The 17718-nt window shown below is 35.6% G+C and carries 16 protein-coding genes and 1 pseudogene; 4 read left to right on the forward strand and 13 right to left on the reverse strand.

Annotated elements, in window-relative coordinates; genetic code table 11:
* Position 1: 1 nt before the first annotated feature.
* Together IHE43_RS15070 and IHE43_RS15075 are read right to left on the reverse strand one after the other, a co-directional pair.
* Positions 2–466, reverse strand: coding sequence for a GNAT family N-acetyltransferase (locus IHE43_RS15070; protein WP_192184654.1), 465 nt, complete (start codon positions 464–466; stop codon positions 2–4).
* Positions 467–486: 20 nt separating this feature from the next.
* On the reverse strand, positions 487–1365 hold the full coding sequence (locus IHE43_RS15075) for a DMT family transporter (RefSeq protein WP_192184655.1): 879 nt from the start codon (positions 1363–1365) through the stop codon (positions 487–489).
* Positions 1366–1432: 67 nt separating this feature from the next.
* On the opposite strand from IHE43_RS15075, the gene IHE43_RS15080 reads away from it, so the two are divergent.
* Positions 1433–2290, forward strand: a complete 858-nt coding sequence (locus IHE43_RS15080) for a LysR family transcriptional regulator (RefSeq protein WP_192184656.1) — start codon at positions 1433–1435, stop codon at positions 2288–2290.
* A gap of 7 nt (positions 2291–2297) precedes the next feature.
* Here the strand turns inward: IHE43_RS15080 and IHE43_RS15085 are convergent, their stop codons facing one another.
* Entirely contained in the window at positions 2298–2741 is a 444-nt protein-coding gene (locus IHE43_RS15085; protein WP_192184657.1) for a GNAT family N-acetyltransferase, read from the reverse strand.
* Between the two features lie 697 nt (positions 2742–3438).
* Between IHE43_RS15085 and IHE43_RS15090 the strand changes: the two genes are divergently transcribed.
* Both IHE43_RS15090 and IHE43_RS15095 read left to right on the forward strand, forming a co-directional pair.
* Positions 3439–3996, forward strand: coding sequence for a tetratricopeptide repeat protein (locus IHE43_RS15090; protein ID WP_192184658.1), 558 nt, complete (start codon positions 3439–3441; stop codon positions 3994–3996).
* Between the two features lie 209 nt (positions 3997–4205).
* Positions 4206–4718 (forward strand): annotated as a pseudogene (locus IHE43_RS15095) (NAD(P)-binding domain-containing protein); the annotation flags it as partial.
* A 22-nt stretch (positions 4719–4740) separates the two neighbouring features.
* On the opposite strand, the gene IHE43_RS15100 reads toward IHE43_RS15095, so the two are convergent.
* The 5 genes from IHE43_RS15100 to IHE43_RS15120 all read right to left on the reverse strand — a co-directional run bounded on the left by IHE43_RS15100 (position 4741) and on the right by IHE43_RS15120 (position 7225).
* On the reverse strand, positions 4741–5151 hold the full coding sequence (locus IHE43_RS15100) for a HAMP domain-containing sensor histidine kinase (protein WP_192184659.1): 411 nt from the start codon (positions 5149–5151) through the stop codon (positions 4741–4743).
* A gap of 44 nt (positions 5152–5195) precedes the next feature.
* Positions 5196–5816 carry a hypothetical protein gene (locus IHE43_RS15105; protein ID WP_192184660.1) on the reverse strand — a complete coding sequence of 207 codons (621 nt, stop codon included), beginning with the start codon at positions 5814–5816 and terminating at the stop codon, positions 5196–5198.
* A gap of 44 nt (positions 5817–5860) precedes the next feature.
* Positions 5861–6049, reverse strand: a complete 189-nt coding sequence (locus IHE43_RS15110; protein ID WP_192184661.1) for a hypothetical protein — start codon at positions 6047–6049, stop codon at positions 5861–5863.
* Positions 6050–6244: 195 nt separating this feature from the next.
* A complete protein-coding gene (locus IHE43_RS15115; RefSeq protein ID WP_192184662.1) occupies positions 6245–6649 on the reverse strand; it encodes a ribonuclease E inhibitor RraB in 405 nt (134 codons plus the stop codon).
* Between the two features lie 279 nt (positions 6650–6928).
* The gene (locus IHE43_RS15120) at positions 6929–7225 is read right to left on the reverse strand and encodes a hypothetical protein (protein WP_192184663.1); all 297 of its coding nucleotides are present in this window, start codon (positions 7223–7225) and stop codon (positions 6929–6931) included.
* 734 nt (positions 7226–7959) lie between these two features.
* On the opposite strand from IHE43_RS15120, the gene IHE43_RS15125 reads away from it, so the two are divergent.
* Entirely contained in the window at positions 7960–9249 is a 1290-nt protein-coding gene (locus IHE43_RS15125) for a hypothetical protein (RefSeq protein ID WP_192184664.1), read from the forward strand.
* 576 nt (positions 9250–9825) lie between these two features.
* Here IHE43_RS15125 and IHE43_RS15130 read toward each other — a convergent pair.
* From IHE43_RS15130 to IHE43_RS15150, 5 genes are all read right to left on the reverse strand, one after another.
* Positions 9826–11577, reverse strand: a complete 1752-nt coding sequence (locus tag IHE43_RS15130) for an alkaline phosphatase (protein WP_192184665.1) — start codon at positions 11575–11577, stop codon at positions 9826–9828.
* Positions 11578–12457: 880 nt separating this feature from the next.
* Complete coding sequence (locus IHE43_RS15135) at positions 12458–13873, reverse strand: alkaline phosphatase (RefSeq protein WP_192184666.1); 1416 nt, start codon at positions 13871–13873, stop codon at positions 12458–12460.
* A gap of 125 nt (positions 13874–13998) precedes the next feature.
* Positions 13999–14922 (reverse strand): glycerophosphodiester phosphodiesterase family protein, encoded by a 924-nt coding sequence (locus tag IHE43_RS15140; RefSeq protein WP_192184667.1) that lies wholly within the window; start codon positions 14920–14922, stop codon positions 13999–14001.
* A 19-nt stretch (positions 14923–14941) separates the two neighbouring features.
* The gene (locus IHE43_RS15145) at positions 14942–16216 is read right to left on the reverse strand and encodes a ComEC/Rec2 family competence protein (protein WP_192184668.1); all 1275 of its coding nucleotides are present in this window, start codon (positions 16214–16216) and stop codon (positions 14942–14944) included.
* Positions 16217–16307: 91 nt separating this feature from the next.
* Positions 16308–17717 (reverse strand): RagB/SusD family nutrient uptake outer membrane protein, encoded by a 1410-nt coding sequence (locus IHE43_RS15150; protein WP_192184669.1) that lies wholly within the window; start codon positions 17715–17717, stop codon positions 16308–16310.
* Between the last annotated feature and the right edge of the window lies 1 nt (position 17718).

The raw sequence follows: 17718 nt of genomic DNA on the forward strand, positions 1-17718 counted from the left end.
ACTAGACTTTCCATTCATAATTCAGCCAATCTTTGTTTTCACTTGCTCCCAGCCTTTCATAAAACTTTTTACCTGCATAATTCCAGGGTGCAACAGTCCATTTTATCTGCGCACAATTATTTAACTTAGCCTCTACATGCAAGGCATTCATTAACTGCTCTCCTATCTTTTGTCCTCTATACGCTGCATCAACATACAATTCCTTGAGGTAAATAGAAGGCCTGTTTACAGTAGTATAAGGCAGGTAATAGTAAACCAACATACCGGCAATTTGTCCATTATCATCTGCCACAAAAGAATAAAAATCCGCAGGACTTTTTCTGAATCCACTTTCTTTTACTATCTCCGGAGTAATCGCAAAAACATCAATGTATTTTTCAAATACAGCCAGTTCTTTCATCAATACCCACATTTTTTCACTGTCTGCCTCAAAGGCTTTACGAATTTTTATTTCTGTTTGGTTCATGTATTTATGATGTTATATGATTAAATATCTTCTACCAGCTTTTTGACCGGAATATCGATTTCAGACCATAACGTTGCAATTAAAATCAGGGTTCCGCCCAGAATTAATTTCCATGTCAAAGGTTCATCCAATATAATAAATGCAGCAAATGCTCCAAATACAGGTTCAAAAAGATAAATTATAGCCACTTTTTCGGCCGATAAATAGTTTTGTGAAATCATGGACACAGCGTACATATAAGCCGTAGAAAAGACGGCGCAGTACATAATAGCAGTCCAGAAGTTAGGGTCATCAATTAACCAGATTTGTGCATTATCTGTTAATGCCAGAATTAAACAGATAACAGTGCTTGCAGCAAACATCGGGACGATTGTAGTTATTATTTCATGTTTGTCTTTTTGTTTTTCGACCATTATGAGATAGACACTAAACCCAATTGTTCCTAAAATGACATAAATAGTACCCGTATTTATTTTTAATCCGTCGGAAATAGAAATTATTCCCAAACCCAGCAGCGCAATAAGCGAGGCCATCCATATTTTACCGGAAAAAACAGTTTTATACAACATCCACTTGAGCACAGGAACCAGAATTACACATATTCCGGCGATAAATGTACACTGAGATGCGGGCAGATATTCAAGACCTTTTGTCTGCAGAATTATCCCAAAGGTCAAAGGGAGCGAGAGCATAATTCCTCCTATAATACTTTTGCTATCAGTCTTTTTAAAAAATTTAACAAAGAATATAGAAAGAATAACGGCAGCGAGTGCTAATCTATAAACCAGAAAAACATATAGCGATCCTGCCGCTACTCCAATCTTAGTTACTGAGAATGAAATACCCCAAAATGCTGTGCCGAGTATTAAAAGGATAAGATATAATTTTTTCTTTTGCATGTTATAATTTGAAATATTCGAAAAAAACATTTTGATAATTGTTTTATATTATTATTAAATTGCAGACATGGATATACAGCAATTGAAATATTTTCTGGCTCTTGCCAAAGAGCTTCACTTTTGGAAAACGGCCGAAAAAATGAACATTACCCAATCTGCCCTGAGCCGACATATTATGTCTCTGGAGAATGAACTGGGGTTGCAGCTTTTTTTTAGAAACAAACGCAATGTCAAACTTACTGCTGCCGGCGCATTTTTACAGGAAAAGTGGACCACCGAACTTATTCAGTTTGAAGCTATTCAAAAACATGCCCGTCAAATTCATTTAGGCGAGCAGGGCTCTGTTTGTATAGCGCACCCAGACTCTATTTCTGCTTCGATCATACCCGATTTTATTAAAAATATTGCAGCTGTATTTCCTAAATTAAAAATTGAGCTGGTGCAGCTAACTTATGAACAGCAGGAAGATCAATTGAAAAACTACAAAATTGATCTGGCCTTCAGCCGTGAAAAAAATGAATCACCTGCTATTGATTCAAAAAATCTTGGCTCTGAAAACTTGTGCTTAGTTGTTCCTACCCACCATCACTTTATAACAATTGATGATGTTACCCATAAAAGTATTGCTGAAGAAAAATTCATTGCAACCAATGCAGGTTCCAGCAATAGTTATGACAGCATTATCAGTGATGTTTATAAACACTATCAAATTGACCCTGATTCGTATATTTCCTGCGAATTTGGATCTACCATTATTTCTTTAATTAAAAATGGTTTGGGTATTTCCATTTTGCCTGAATCTTACAGACTTCATCATCATGAAAATGTTCGATTTATTCCACTTACTTTCACTGCAAACCTGTATGTAAATTGGCGAAAAAACGATCCAAATACCCTGATCAGTACTATTCTTGAATTATTATAGAAAATAGTTACCTTACCATTTCGATATGTAATATGCCGTCTTCATCATAAGGTTCACCACTCTCCACAAACCCTATCGAATTGTAAAATTTTGACAAATGGCGTTGCGCACCTATACGTATAGTGGTTTCTTCAAAGAGTTTTTCACAAGCTTCAATAGACTTTTGCATGAGTTCCTTTCCCAAACCTATGCCTCTAAAAGCTGGAGCCGTGACTACACGACCAATTGAAATTTCGTTATAAGACAATCCCGCTGGCAGAAGTCTGGTGTATCCTGCAAGAATGCCATCCACCAAATAAAGATGGTGATAACTTTCCTGATCCTTATTGTCGATGTCCTGAAATACACAATTTTGCTCGACAACAAATACTTCGCTTCTCAACTGTAAGATCTGGTATAATTCGCTATTGGTTAATTCATTAAATGTTTTTATGAAAAAAGTTGTTCTCATTGTATTTACTTCTATTATCAAATTGATGTAAAAGTAGTACCGAAACTAATGCATAAAAATGCTAATTCGTTATTAACTAATGCAATAAATGAATTATTTAAAGTCCTGGATTTATGTTGTATCAACAGTTAATTACAATGTTTAAAAAAAACTCCAAAATCGAATAGAGTGGATACCTTTTTGTCACAAAAAGTTAAAGCAGTCAAGTTGCTTATAATCACAATTATCTACACTTTTAGTTTTGTGGCAAAATCGTGGCACATTTATTTTTTGAAGAATTAGAAATGCAGTAAATACAAGGTCTTCCGAATTTAGGTTCGAATGTTTGAAATACTTTTCTGAGTCACCTATAGGTGATTTTTTTTGAAAGGTCTACGAAAGCCTCAGTATCATTGATCTTAAGCTGTAGTTCGTAGGTGATACTGGTCTACAACAGAAAAGGTCTAAATACCCAAATTAATCATTTCGGGTTCTAATGTACGCTAAAGCATTATGAAGTTCATTTTTTAGCATCACTTATATTAAATATTCATATAAAGCATTGAAAAATAGTCATTTGAATACAAATATTTTTATCTTACTAAACATAAAATAATTGCCCTTAACTAATCCACTCATAAAAAAATAACTACTTTTATTATCCCAGCTTCAACAAATCGTTATCATTAATCGCCTAACCAGTCAAAAATTAAAAAACATGAAATGGTTTACCAGTATAACGATACAAAAAATTAAGGAAAGATTTTCCAAATCCGGTATTGATCCCGGCGCCGAAAATCTGGAAAAAGGCAGAAATCTTTTTTTATCCAACCGCATTTCCGATGCCCTGACCCATCTCAATAAGGCCATCCATCTGGGTTTTGAAACCGATGCCTATGAACTCAGGGGAAACTGCCTGCAAAAACTGGACTGCCATGACAATGCCATCGAAGATTTTGATAAGGCCATTGAAAATGATCCCTTAAAATTCTCCGTATACTACAGCAGAGCGCTTTCCAAAAAAGCCGTTCGCGATTTTACAGGACATATCGAAGACATTCACAATGCCATTTATTACTACAAAAAAAGCTCTACAGTGGAAAACCAGACACTGAAAACTTTTGAAACCCAGCTGCTCAGTGCCCAGCTGAATATCGACCATGAGATGCAGAACAGTGCTCAGCCTGAAAAAGTTCCCTCAGGAGAGATAAAATCGCTAATCAGGGATTCACTTCTTCTTATTAAAAAAGTCAGGCTGAAAGCTGCAAGATCGTAAGCTTACCTCTATAAAATACCCTAATCACTGCACAATGTACAAAAAGTACAAAAACAGGTAAATACACCTGATTGCATTCCCCTAAAAAAAATTAAATTATACCGTTAAAGTTTTTGTTATCCTAATTAGTAATAATTCTGATCCATGACCCCTATCATGCCTTAGAAATAAATATGAAATTATGAAGATAGGAATCATTAGGAGTCGGGAGCGTTACTTTAAATTTAGCACACAAGGCCGCTGCATCCGGACACCAAGTTTTGGTAAGCAATCCGCGAGGAAACAATATCGTAAGGGAGTCCGTTCAGAAAATTGGCAGCAATGTAATACTTGTCAGTATCGGAGAAGCAGCGCTGACCGAAATTATTATACTATTTGTTCCCCGTGAGAATCTCGAACAGATGACCCAAATACTCCCTGACGTTAGGGGAAAAATAATACTGCACACCAACAATCCCTTTTTCTGCCTGGAATCACTCGCTTCAGTACCTTCTGAGAAATCCTCCAGTGAAATACTTTCCGACTTACTGCCGGGAACGCATATCATCCGCCTCTATAACCCATTACGGACAAATCCGGCTTTACCCGAGCTCCAAGATGAGCAACCAGCAAAAATATTTTTTGAAGGTATAAATAAAAAAGCAAAAAAAAATGCAAAAGCATTTTTGGAGACCTTGCACTTCTCTGTACTCGATCTTAATGAAATGCGGCCTCAAAATTAAAAAAACAGGTTTCTGGATGGAATCAAAAAACAATCCGAACTGTCGTGCCTTTTGAAACTTCACTGGATATAAAAAGCCCGCAGTCGATTTTTTCTACCAAATTCATAACCAGCTGAAGGCCGACTCCAGCTCCTTTTTCATTAGCTGTGCCCCTGCGTGTGGAATAATTTTGATTCAAAATGGCATTGAGCATTTCGGGTGTCATCCCGATTCCATTATCCACTATCACCAGCTCTTTCTTGCTTGATGAAATGGTGATGCATCCGTCCTCTGAAGTGAATTTGATCGCATTGGAAATCAGGTTTCTTATAATAACCGTTAAAATTCCCAAATCATTTTTTATATTATTGAGTTTATCAACATCTACAGTGAGAGTAATGTTCTTATTCTCGCAGGTTGATTTATAGATCTTCAGGACATCTGCTATCAGCACGTTGAAATCGATCAAAACTTCCTGATGCCGAATCGTATTAAAATTCAGCCGTGCCAATTAAAAGTAGTATCCAGCAATTGAAGCGCTTCAAGTGACTCCTCTTTAATAATCTGCATCATGGAAATAAATTCCTGCTGCGAAATTTCAGAACGCTCCGCCAGGGAGGAAATAGAAATCAGATTGGCAATGGGGCTTCTCAGATCATGCCCCAGAATGGAGAGCATCCTGTCATTGTTCAGGTTTTTTTTTCGCAGTTTATCCTGCATGATAACATCATTGTTGATATTAAAAAAAGCTACAATCTGCAGATTATTAACAATGGAACCCTTAATTTCAAACCATTTTTTTTCTCCTGATCTGCAGGTCACATGAGCCTTGATTTTAATAAATCCTTTTCCTGCCTGCTTTACCCTGTTTTCTTTTGAAGTCCATTCCTGTAGAATTTCGTTCCTGTAATGATCATCAGGATAAAGTAATTTTAAAAGATCCATTCTTGCAGGAACTTCGCTAATACGGTAACCCATTTTTTTTATGAAATTCTTATTGAAAAAAGAGTAGAAATATTCTCCCCCCAATTTCTCGGTGATGATAATGGGATAGGGTAAAAAATTAACCAATTTTTTCAATTCTATTTTGGAGATATCAATATCCTCTTCTAAAAACATAGTAATTAATTGTATCTGTAATGCCTGCCGTGAACAAAGAAGGCTTATTTTTCATTCGCCTGCTTGATCATTTTAAGCATAACATCAAGGGAAAGCAGTATTTTAAGCCTGGTAACGCAGCTTAGGCAAATCCAGGTTCCCAGGGATTCTTCGTATGGAAACATACAGATAATATGAGAAATGTTAACTGTATATTGGGTAAGATCATCTGTTCTGCATTGGATTGTTTTCATTACCTGTCTTTTATGAATTGCATTATACATGGATTGTATGCTTTACATCTTCAGGGCTAACATTTTTAAACTCACTTCAGTTTACTAAAATAAGCCCTGATTTGTGTTTTTTTGCCATAAACTATTATAACAATGCCTGGTAAAAATAAAAACAGCTTCTTATAAGTGAAGTGTTTTCAGAAAAAACTCAGAGTTTTATTTCGATCCTGGGGCAATTCTCCAGCTATCAAAGCTGCAGTCATATTTATAACCCAGGTCACACATTGCTCCAATCCATTCTTTCAGTGTTTCGTGCATCATTTTCATTTCTGTGGTTCTGCCTGATATTACAAAAAGGCTTTTATCATGGGAAGCAGATCCATGATTGACTATGTAACCCAATTTTTGGATTTCCCCTTCCAGTTTTTCGGATTTCTCCAAAGTATCCGTATAAAAGAAATAATCAATTTTTAATTCATCTTCCTCTTCAACACCAGCATCACGCAGTCCTACAAGTGATTCTATTGAAAGTCGAAATTGTTTATCCTGATTGGTAATAAAATCATTTTCAGAAACAAAGCGCTTCTTTTTTTTAGGCTTTAAAAAACTTAAGATTTCCATTTTTATTTGGTTGTTGTAGTTTACAATTATACATTTCAAAACAAAAATAGGTAAATATCGAACCCGATAATCCTCGCGGTTACAAACTTAACATAGTACTTCAGCTCATGCCACGTGCAGGAAACATGAAGTCGATAGTGTCTTTTTATTTACAATTTAATAAAAACCGCCGGTGTTTTACTTTGTTTTAGTAACAAAGAATTAATAGATAAAATCAGGTTCATCTAAAACAGATTTGGCATATCAATAAAAAGCCCTTGCTTACGCAAAGGCTAAGTCTTATTTCTTGCCTTTTTTTGACTTAGATTTTTTCGCTTTCTTTTTTGCAATTTTCTTTGCTTTGGCTTTATTTTTTGCTTTTTGGGCCCTGTCTTTCTTTTTTGCCTTTGCTTTTAATTTTGCCTTTTTATCTTTCTTGTTCTTTTTAGCTTTTTCTTTTTTCTTTCCAGACTGCTTCTTCTCTTTTTCTTTTTCCTTCATCTTATTGATTTTAAGTTTATTCTTTTCTGACTTTCCTTTTTCTTCAGAAATTTCTTTTGATAGTTCTTCCTTATTGATTTTTAAATCTTCAGACATAGTATCCTGAACTTCTGTTTCTTTAATTTCTGCGGGCGGGATTTCAGAAGCAACAGCATTTACAGGGGTCTACACTACCTGATTACTATTGTTATTGTCTTGCTGATTATTCAATCTTTCCTCCGGGCTGTTTTTGCTCATGGCTATTTATATTTTAATTCAAAAATTACCTTGCAAGCACAAATTCAACAACCATTTAACTAAAAGATTGTTTTATTGTTAATAAATTGTAAACAAATGTAGTATTAAAATATATTTTCCAATGTTAAGCTTTTAGAACACTGCATTGGGGACGCTACAGAACAGCTTTTCTCACAAACTAAATTTAGCACACCTTAAAATATAAGCAAAAACTCACAATTATCATAAGCGGATTTTACCACAATACATTTTTTTACTGACTAATGCCAGATTCAAATTCTCTGAAGTAGAAATATATTTGAGTACATGTATGTATATCGTACCTTCCAAAGTTTATTATTTAATTTCTTTTGAAAGTAATATTAGCTACACTGTTAAATTTCTTTCTCAAATGTTAAATATGAGTAAATCCCCCGCAGACTCCAACTTGTTTATCTATATTTGTATTAGACGCCGCAGCAATTTACTCTATCATTTTTTAACTGATATAATTTGCAGATTGATTACCAAAGACTACAAAAAACTGTTGTTATTAAATACACTTTGTTTGCTGAATGTCTAAAGAACATATAATACCTAATAGCCCCAAGACTATGAAAAAAATTACTCTAATGATTTGCCTGCTGCTGACAGCTGCCGGCGCAAGTGCACAGCAGGAAAAAGGAATTATAGGATACAGCAACTGGCTGGATAACTGGACAGAATTCAAGCCTCAAAAGGCCGAGTCCAAAGATGCAAATCAAATTTTAGCCGGAAATATTACTGAAAACACAAAACTGCTGAAAAGAAATGTATATATACTTCAAGGAAATGTATATGTAACTAATAATGCAGTGCTCACTATTGAGCCCGGTACAGTAATTATTGGAGATGCTGTTTCAAAAGGTACTCTTGTAATTACAAAAGGTGCCCAAATTATGGCAGCAGGACAGGAAACAGACCCTATTATATTTACCTCAAACCAAAGCATGAAAAAAGCAGGTGATTGGGGTGGCGTGGTAATTCTTGGCGATGCTCCAATAAATAAATTTGGTAATGCTGGTTCTTATAGTATGGATCTTGATCCGGCACTTACTGTATATGGAGGGAACAACCAAGCTTCAAATTCAGGAGTCTTAAAATATGTGCGAATTGAATTTGCCGGTAAAAAAGTTAAAGGAATGGATGCTTTTAATGGATTGACTATTGCAGGAGTGGGCAATAAAACCATTTTGGAGAATATCATGGTAAGTTACTCAGGCGGTGATTCATTTGCTTTTTATGGAGGTGATGTGAACACCTCTCAATTAGTATCCTATAAATCGATTAATGATGATTTTAAATTTACGCAGGGAATCCAATGCCGATTATTTAATTCATTAGCTGTGAGATCATCTTATTTATCGAGCAATAAAGATGGATCCAGATGTCTGGAGGTAAAAACCTATGAAAAGAAAAACGAAACTGACTTCACCAAAAAAGCCACATTCGTTAGTGCTTCAAACATGACAATGCTAAACGACAGTGAAAATATTACAGCAGATATTCAGGCAGGTTTAGTTAAAGAAGCTGTTTATGTTGCTGAAAATGCATCTTTGGAATTAAAAAGAAGTGTAGTTTCTGGTTTTAATCCTGCGGTGCTTATAGATAGTAAAACTGAAATCAATGAGGTTAATCTAAAAAAAATCAAATTTGAAGAGATGTTCTTTAATCAATGCAGCGGCAATATCTTTTCAGAAAACAAGACTGACAATACAGATTTAGAAAACTGGTACGGTAACAGCGTCTTTTTTAATGTTTATTCCCACACAGATAACAAAGAAACTTTTGTTGACCTATATAATGCAAAGAGACCGGATTACAGACTTCAATTAGGAAAAATTACTGCCTCAAGCGGTAAATAGATCAAGGTTATTTCGCATAAAAACTAATATAAAAGGAAACAGAGTTTACTCGCTGTTTCCTTTTTTTATTTAGAATTCTTTTAAAATTCAGTCTGTCTGATGTGTGAATTGAACACAAGCTATTTTCAAAAACTGAACTATCATTATAATGCTGGTGAAGGCTTGAAAAGTGATGGGGAATTGATCAAGAAGAAATCAAAATCCTAAGGAAAAAATATACTAAATAGTATTTTCAAGTTGTTGTTGTTTATAAAAACGATTGATTTATTAAGTCCTTTTTTTGATATCCACATTTAGTTCATTTTCAGCATCTTTAATCATTTCCAAGACAGCATTGAAGCGTAAGCAGTACTTTTAATCGGGGTACCACAGCTCAAATAAATCCATGCCTTTAGCTTATTCATGCTTAAACATATATGCAATTTGACTGATATTAAAGGTGTACCGGGGTAGATCATCTGATATAAAAAATCGGAACATGATTACTCCTGCCCCGATTTAATTTATAGTTTCAATTTATTTAGTTTTTTGGCATTACCGAAAAATTTCAATCAGTACCGAATAAACACAAAAATACTATGCTATAATATATTTTTTTTCTGTAATAGTAGTGGTAGTTTCAGTTGTTACATTGTCTACAAATCGCCATTCAGTTTCAGAACCAGATAATGTAAATTTAAGATACGCATATCCTCGTTTATACAAATTTGCATATTCTAAATCATCTATCAGTACTGTAAATGCTTGTGCTAATTCTATCGCTTTTGAAGGGTCTGAGGTAATTCCAAGATAAGCTTCCAATCCTGGTGATGAAACAGAACTACATGCTATTTCAGTTCCTATATGATTTCCCTGCATATCGGTAAGTTTACCCATCCATGCATTATGAGTATCTCCGGCTAAAACCACAACATTTTTTCCGGAAAGCATCGCATACAATTGTTCTCTTTCTGCAAAATAACCATCCCAGGCATCCAGATTATAGGGCAAAGTTGTCGTAACTCTCGCAATTTCCTGAGCAGTTAAAGAAGGATCACTTTGTTTATGTCTCATTTTAATAACGACAAGTTGAGAGATTGCACCAGTAAGAGCCTGCATGGTTGCCGGCTGTGCACTTCCTAGTTGATCGACTTCTGCTAAAATTTGGTTCAAAAGCAGCAGCAGTTCTGCAGGAATCAGCATTTTTGTCATCAGGATCTGCTGGCCTAGTACTTTCCATTTAGCAGTATCTGCATTGATCTGTGATCCCAGCCATGCCATTTGTTCGCTTCCAATTAATTTTCTGCTTGTGCTTAGCAGATCCGTTTTAAATTTTGTCTGGTCAAAATTTCCGACATTATCAATATAATCAGCATAACTCATCTGCTTGTCTCTTGCTATAACTCTGGTATCCATCATGTAAAGTGAAAGAATATTACCGAAATTAAAACTTCTGTAAATTCTAAGATCTTTTCCTGTTTTAAGGGGAATATATTCGCTGTAGGCTTGAAAAGCGGCCATTTTTCTCATTTGAAAATCTCCTTCGGCCGGCTGATGGTTTTCTGCACCAGATTTATAAGAATCGTTAGCAAACTCATGGTCATCCCAGACACATATAAAAGGTTTTTTCTGATGAAGCAACTGAAGATTTTTATCTCCTCTATATTGTCTGTATCGTTCTCTGTAATCGCTGAGGCTTGTAATCTCCCTGGCTGGTTTATGTTCTCTGCCCAGCGGGTTGGTAAAAGGATTTGTTCCATACTGTCCCGGCGCATATTCGTAGATATAATCTCCGAGATGAACCACTACATCGGCATCTGAAGAAGCAATCGCTCCATACACATTGAAAAGTCCAGCTGGAAAATTAGAACAGGAAACAACAGCCATTTTTACATCATTTACACTATCTGTTTTAGAGGGCAGTGTGCGTGTTTCTCCGGTTACAGTTACCTGTTTGGTTTTGGCATTATAAAATCTATAATAATATTTTGTATTGGAGGTAATATTCTGAACATCTACCGCTATTGTAAAATCATTTATCGAAGATGCCGCTGCCTGCCCTTTTCTTGTTACTTCAGAAAATGCGGCATCCTTACTGAGCTCCCAGGTAATTTCAGCATCTGAACCTGTTGAATATCTTGTCCAGATAATTACTCCTTTTTCAGTAGGGTCAAAACTGGCTACTCCTGTCTCAAACCCTTCATTTTTCATTCCATCTGGCGCACTGCTGTTATCCGTTTTATCATCGTCACTGCAGCTTTCAATAAGTGGGGTGATGAAAACTCCTCCAGCAACCAATAAAGAATTTCTAAGAAACCTTCTTCTGCTTAAATCATTGTTATTTTCCATAAAAAAAATTTTATATCAAAAAAACAATTTAATATTACAACTCAAGTTATGGTATTTTTAACATTACCTCTCATTAATATTAACAATCTATTTACTATAATAAATTATCAATCTGTTTAAGATCTTTAAACTGGAGTTTATACCTTTTTCAACAACGAAAACTTTATCAGACTTAATGCATTGATTAAAAAACACATAGCTTCATAATAACTGCTTATTTTTCTCCGTGGATTAAAAGTTAATTAATAAAGATCTATTTTTAGTTTATGATAAAAATCACTTGTTTTGGTTTTTAAAATCACGAACTATAACACTCATTTCAAACAAGTTAAACAGATAAAAAGTCTTTACAAAATTGACAAATTGAATTTGTGGCACAATCGTGGCACAACAATAATGGAAAAAAGGAATTTCAGTAAAATCAAGGCCTAACGGATTTAGGTTTGAAACTTTATTATTTCGGAGTACATCTATAGGTGATCTTCTTTTTGGAATGTTTAAGAAGTTCCACAAGTAAAGGGCTCAAAAACAAGGGTTCGGGATGATATTGGTCTAATATTTAATATAAACTACATATTAAACAAGGCAGGTTCGAGTCCTGTTACTGCTCGTTATTTCAAGTATTAAAGTGAACAATTTGGTACAGAATTCGAACCTTTTGTTAAAAATTTCACATTTTAAACGAGTTGGAGAGAGGTTTAAAAAGAAAAGTATTGATATATTCAAAATTTTTCATGAAGATTAAAATAGACTATATCCAAATTAAAAACTCGCACCATCGGTCACAGTTACGAGTTTTTAAATACCTTATAATTCAGCTTAACCGGAAGAGCTTAAAGCCTTTAAACTCTTGAAAAAGTTCCAATTTTATTAGGCTCATTTAAAATTTATTATCGACTTCTGCCGCCTGCAGCATTAAATAATGTAAATCTGTGTTTTTTACGAAAGGTTTTAAAAGTTCACTTCCCGGACCAAACATTGCCAATTCAACATAATCTGCAGAATGATCCATGCTGATCCATCCGACAGAATTTATTTTTCCCTGCATTTCTGCAAAAGCTTTGTAAGGCAGTTTTTTGTAATTATACAAACCGTCTTCTTTATGTAACCCATCATAATACCCCAAGACTGTTTTTGCGTCTTCATCTGAAACGGAGTGTCCATTTGCTTTTTCGATAATTTCCTTTACCTTGTAAACTGAAGTATCTTCTTTTATTTGATTCAAAATCCACTCATTGGTTTGGGTATAGTGCTGAATGCTATCAAAATTATCATTGGCGTATTTCCCATAAATTATTCCGGGATTTGCATTTCCGTGATCTGTCGTGATAATAACTAAAGTTTCTTTGTCTTTCTCTGCAAAATCTATTGCTACTTTTACCGCTTCATCAAACTCAATCTGGTCATTTATCAAACCTGCAATGTCGTTACCATGTGCTGCCCAATCTACTTTTCCGCTTTCAATTTGCAAAACAAAACCACTTTTATGATTTTTCATTCTGTCAATTGCTTTTTGAGCCATTTCACCAAGGCTCGGAATAGCTTTCTTTAAATTTTCATCACTATTTCTATCCACATTATACGGAAGTCCATCATCAGCAAACACTCCCAAAATAGGTTGCGAACTTGAAGCTGTCTCCATTTCAGATCGCGTTTTTACAACCTGATATCCTTTCGATTTAAAAGCTGCAAACATGTCTTTTTTATCTTTCCTTAATTCTGGACTAAAATAGTTTGCGCCGCCTCCCATCATAACATCAAAGCCAAGCTCTAAATATTGTTCGGCGATATCATCCTGAGCATTTCTGCTTTTGCTGTTAACACAAAAGCCAGCCGGAGTGGCGTGCGTTATGGGAACGGTCGTAACACAACCTGCCATTTTTCCCGCCTTTTTAAATTTCTGCCAAATCGGCAAATGCGGTTCTCCTTGCGGACTAACATTTAGTGCACCATTGTTTACTCTAAAACCTCCTCCCCAAGCCGAGCTGGCTGCCGATGAATCTGTTACGATAGAACTCGCAGAGGCAGTATCCATTAAAGCTCTTGACACCTTATTGTCTTTATATAATTGTATCCAATTGGAGCCTTTACCTGTTTTTCTGTTCAAAAACAAATCGGTCATGTTTAATGTTCCCGTGCTCATCCCGTCACTAACCAATAAAATAATATTTTTTGCTTTCTTATTTTTATTAGCTGATTCTAAATCTAAAATATTGGCCGAACCCTGTAAAGGATTCATCACTACTGCGCCGATTGTAAATAAGGAGCCATTTTTAAAGAACTTTCTTCTGTTCATTATTGTGTTATTTATAAGTGTTTTTCAAAGATAATCAATAAACTAAATTAACTGTAAGGATAGCAGATTAAGCGTAACTATCCTGACTTATTGCATTTTTGCAAAAATCTTTTCTATAGTTATGGTTATTGATGTAATTTTTTATTTTTCAAATATTCCAGTAATTCTTTTGGCCTGTCAGTTTGAATTACATTAGCTCCTTTTTTTATTATCCATCCCCAGGATTCATCAGGTTTGTTCTCATCCACCGCACTATCATCATCATGACCACCGTTTAAAGATGCCCAAAGACTGTTAATCCAAACACCATAACCTTTCTGTTTCAGCATTGGTAAATCATTAATTGTTTTGATTGTATCGGTGTCAAAAACAGGCTGGAAAACAGTTTTTTTATGACTCATGTAGCTGTTTACAATCTTTTCGGCATGACTGTCTGTATAGCGAATAACCGGCATTAATACTGCCTCGGGATCTACTTTTCCATATTTGGATTCCACACTTTCTAAATTGGTGTTCTCATCAATATTGATGAATGTCTGATCAAACATATTATGTTTTTTGATGAGTGCTGTCACCTCGCCAAAATATTCGTAACCTTTGTCTACGTCAATCAATATTTTGCCTTTTGCGGTAATAAGCATTTCTTCAAAAGTTGGAATTTGATGTGAAGTAGGTCTGCCCAAACCATTTTTAAGTTTAAATTTTTGAATCTCTTCCAAAGTGTAATCTTCCGGTTTTCCTTTGCCGTTAGTGGTACGGTCAATGGTTCTGTCGTGCATTACAATCAACTGGCCGTCTTTGGTTCTTTTCAAATCCAATTCCATAATATCAACACCCATATCGATGCAATATTTTAATGCCAATAAAGAATTTTCTGGAGCATTTCTCCAATCGCCCCGGTGAGCGGTAACTAATATTTCGCTATTTTTTGGATTAAACAATTGCTCTAGTTTCTGTTGTGGCGAAACCGATTTTCCCTTTTTTTGAGCCTCTGCCTGATAACAAAAAAGAGTTGTTAGAAGAATAAGGGCTAAATATTTATTATACATAGTATTTTTTGTTTTAAAATTAATTAGAATTATAGGGTCCGAATGATTTTTTTATTTGAATCTTACCATTTACTGTCTCGGCAATAAGAACGTAAAACGAATTGCCTCCTGGTAAAACCCTAACAATTACGTGTCCAAACATACTTTTATATCCTTTGGTAAACCAATAGCCTAAGGTGTGTTTGGTTACTTCCTGAATATTGGTCGCAAAAATATTTTTTTCCCCCTTGTAAATATGGTCTGACAAAAGTCTATGCATTACTTCCTGACCAGGATGGTCGCTGCACCAAGTTTGCTCTACCACAACCTGCGGTTGCAAATACGAAAGGAAATTTTCGTTGGTACCATCACGATTACCATGATGATCTAAAGTTGTTACTTCTACTTTGCCTACGGCTTTGGCCATGGGGGTTTCTGTGTCAAACCATTTGGGTAAACCATAGCCTTGCAATCCGGTGTTATCAACGCCAGTAAAGTAATCAAATTTCCCGTAGCTAAGTTTTATGGCAAGGCTCAAAGGGTTTTCGTTGAATTTTCCTTTTTTAACGATGCTGTCGGCCACAATGTATTCCTGTGTTTGATTACCAACACCGGTCCAGATAGTACCGCTGCTCTTAACTCCGGTTATGCGAAAATCCGGATATTTTTTTTTGTTTTTTACAAGTACCAATTGATCCGACTTTCCCACATCAAGACCTTCTGCTTTCAAGTCCTTTTTTTTGTTTTCTGTAATGAATTTTTGATAATTAAGGAAAATACTGTTTTCTTCGGTATAATATTTATTCAAATCAAGTGGGAAATTGTAGTTAGGAGCGCCACGGTCAATCAGTTTTTTGATGGGGACCAAATCACCAACCTGCGTAATTCCCGTAAGTTTGTATCCACCTTGCAAAGCTGTTTTGCTATCCTGTTGAATGACTCCCATGTGATCTGAATGGAAATGGGTAATAAGAGCAAAATCAATTTGTTTTACCTGCGGATAAACCTGTTTCATATAATCAACAATCCACTCGCCTGAATTTTTACTCTTATCAGGATAGGCAGGTGTTACCGTCAATGGCCAACTTCTGGAATCAGGTCCTGCATAATAGGTATCGTCCATATCACCGGCATCAACCATCATGGTTGTTCCGTCCGGTAATATAAAAAAGGTACAGACACCTCGACCAGTGTTGATATGGTGTATGTCCATGTAGCCTTCTTTCCAAAGAATATTGGTCGTGTCATTATTTTCTTGTGCTACTGCAAAAGTGTAAATGAAAAAAGTGAACAATACTATTGATAGCTTTTTCATCTTTGTATGAATTAATTTTTTATAAAAATAGAAATCACCATACTTCAGTATCAAATTGTCATGCTGAAGTATAGCGATTCTGTACTTATTACTATTGATAATCCTTATTTTGTGTTATGGTAGGATCTGCATCTCTTTGATTTTGCGGTATAGGCATTAAAAGGAACTGAGAAGTTACTGTCGTAGGTTTGTTTTGGGAAATAAACCAGGCATTCATCGTACTGATTGCTTTTCCGGTTCTAAGTAAATCCAGCCAACGATAACCTTCTCCTATTAATTCTAACCGTCTTTCCAGTTCAATCGCATCACGCAAATCAGCTTGTGTAAGGGCAGTTGCAGGAGCAAGTCCGGCTCTGTTTCTTACTTTATCTAATGCTGGTTTTGCTGTTGTAAGTGTATTACCCAATTCGTTTTCAATTTCGGCCTGCATCAATAACACGTCAGCATAACGAAGTACCACTGTATTGCTTCCGCCATCAGCAGGAGGTGTTGGTGCTACGGGTTTTTTCAGTTTATTATTGTACGGAGTCCCGGCAGAAGAAAGCTTAACATAGTTGTCTTTTCTTTTATCCCCGACAATGTATTTGCTGTATAATTCTTTGGTAGGCAAGCTATGTCCTTTGGCACCACTTATTACACCCGAAGGCGAAAACTGTTGAACCATAATACTGCCCTCTGTATTGCTGTTTATACCTGAACCAAACTGTACTGAAAAAATGAATTCACTTACATTTTCGTTTGCTAAATCAAAAAGTGTGGTTGGATCATTGAATAGTGCGTGTGCACCAGAATTTACAACAGCATCAATTTGGATTTTTGCGTTAGTATAATCTTTTTGTGTAAGATACACTTTCCCTAACAAAGCCTGAGCCGCCGTTTTTATTACACGTCCTGGTTGTGTTGTTGATGCAGGTAAAATCGGAATTGCATCTGTAAGGTCTTGGATAATTTGCTTATAAACATCGGCTGCCGGTTGGCGACCTTTACCAAAATAAACATTTGGATCTTTGGTCTCGTCAGTTGTCAAAGGAACATCACCATAAAACTGTACCATATTAAAGTAAATTAATGCTCTTATGAACTTCATCTCTCCAATTCTGGAGTTTTTTACAGCATCTGCTTTATAGGCTACTCCGGCTATTCTGTTCAATACTACATTACAGCGCTGTATGGTAACATAGCTGGCTTTCCAGTTATCAGCAATCATTCCATTTGTCGGAACGGTTTTAAATTCTTCTAAATCTCCGTAAATTGCACCGTCATTTGCCGGTACTTCTTCATAAGTATTATCAGAAGGTACTTCGCCCATGGCGGGCAAATACAAACCATACAATCCATTTGCCTGTAATGAGGCATAGGTTGCGGCGACATATTCTTCTACTTCGGTTTCGGTGGTCAAAAACTTACCCGACTCTTTATCCGTTAAGGGATGTTGATCAAGGTCGCTGCTGCAGGAAACAAGAGAGACAGCTCCAATTATTGCAAAAAATATCTTTTTCATC

Source organism: Flavobacterium sp. MDT1-60 (genome assembly GCF_014844035.1).
Classification (GTDB): Bacteria; Bacteroidota; Bacteroidia; order Flavobacteriales; family Flavobacteriaceae; genus Flavobacterium.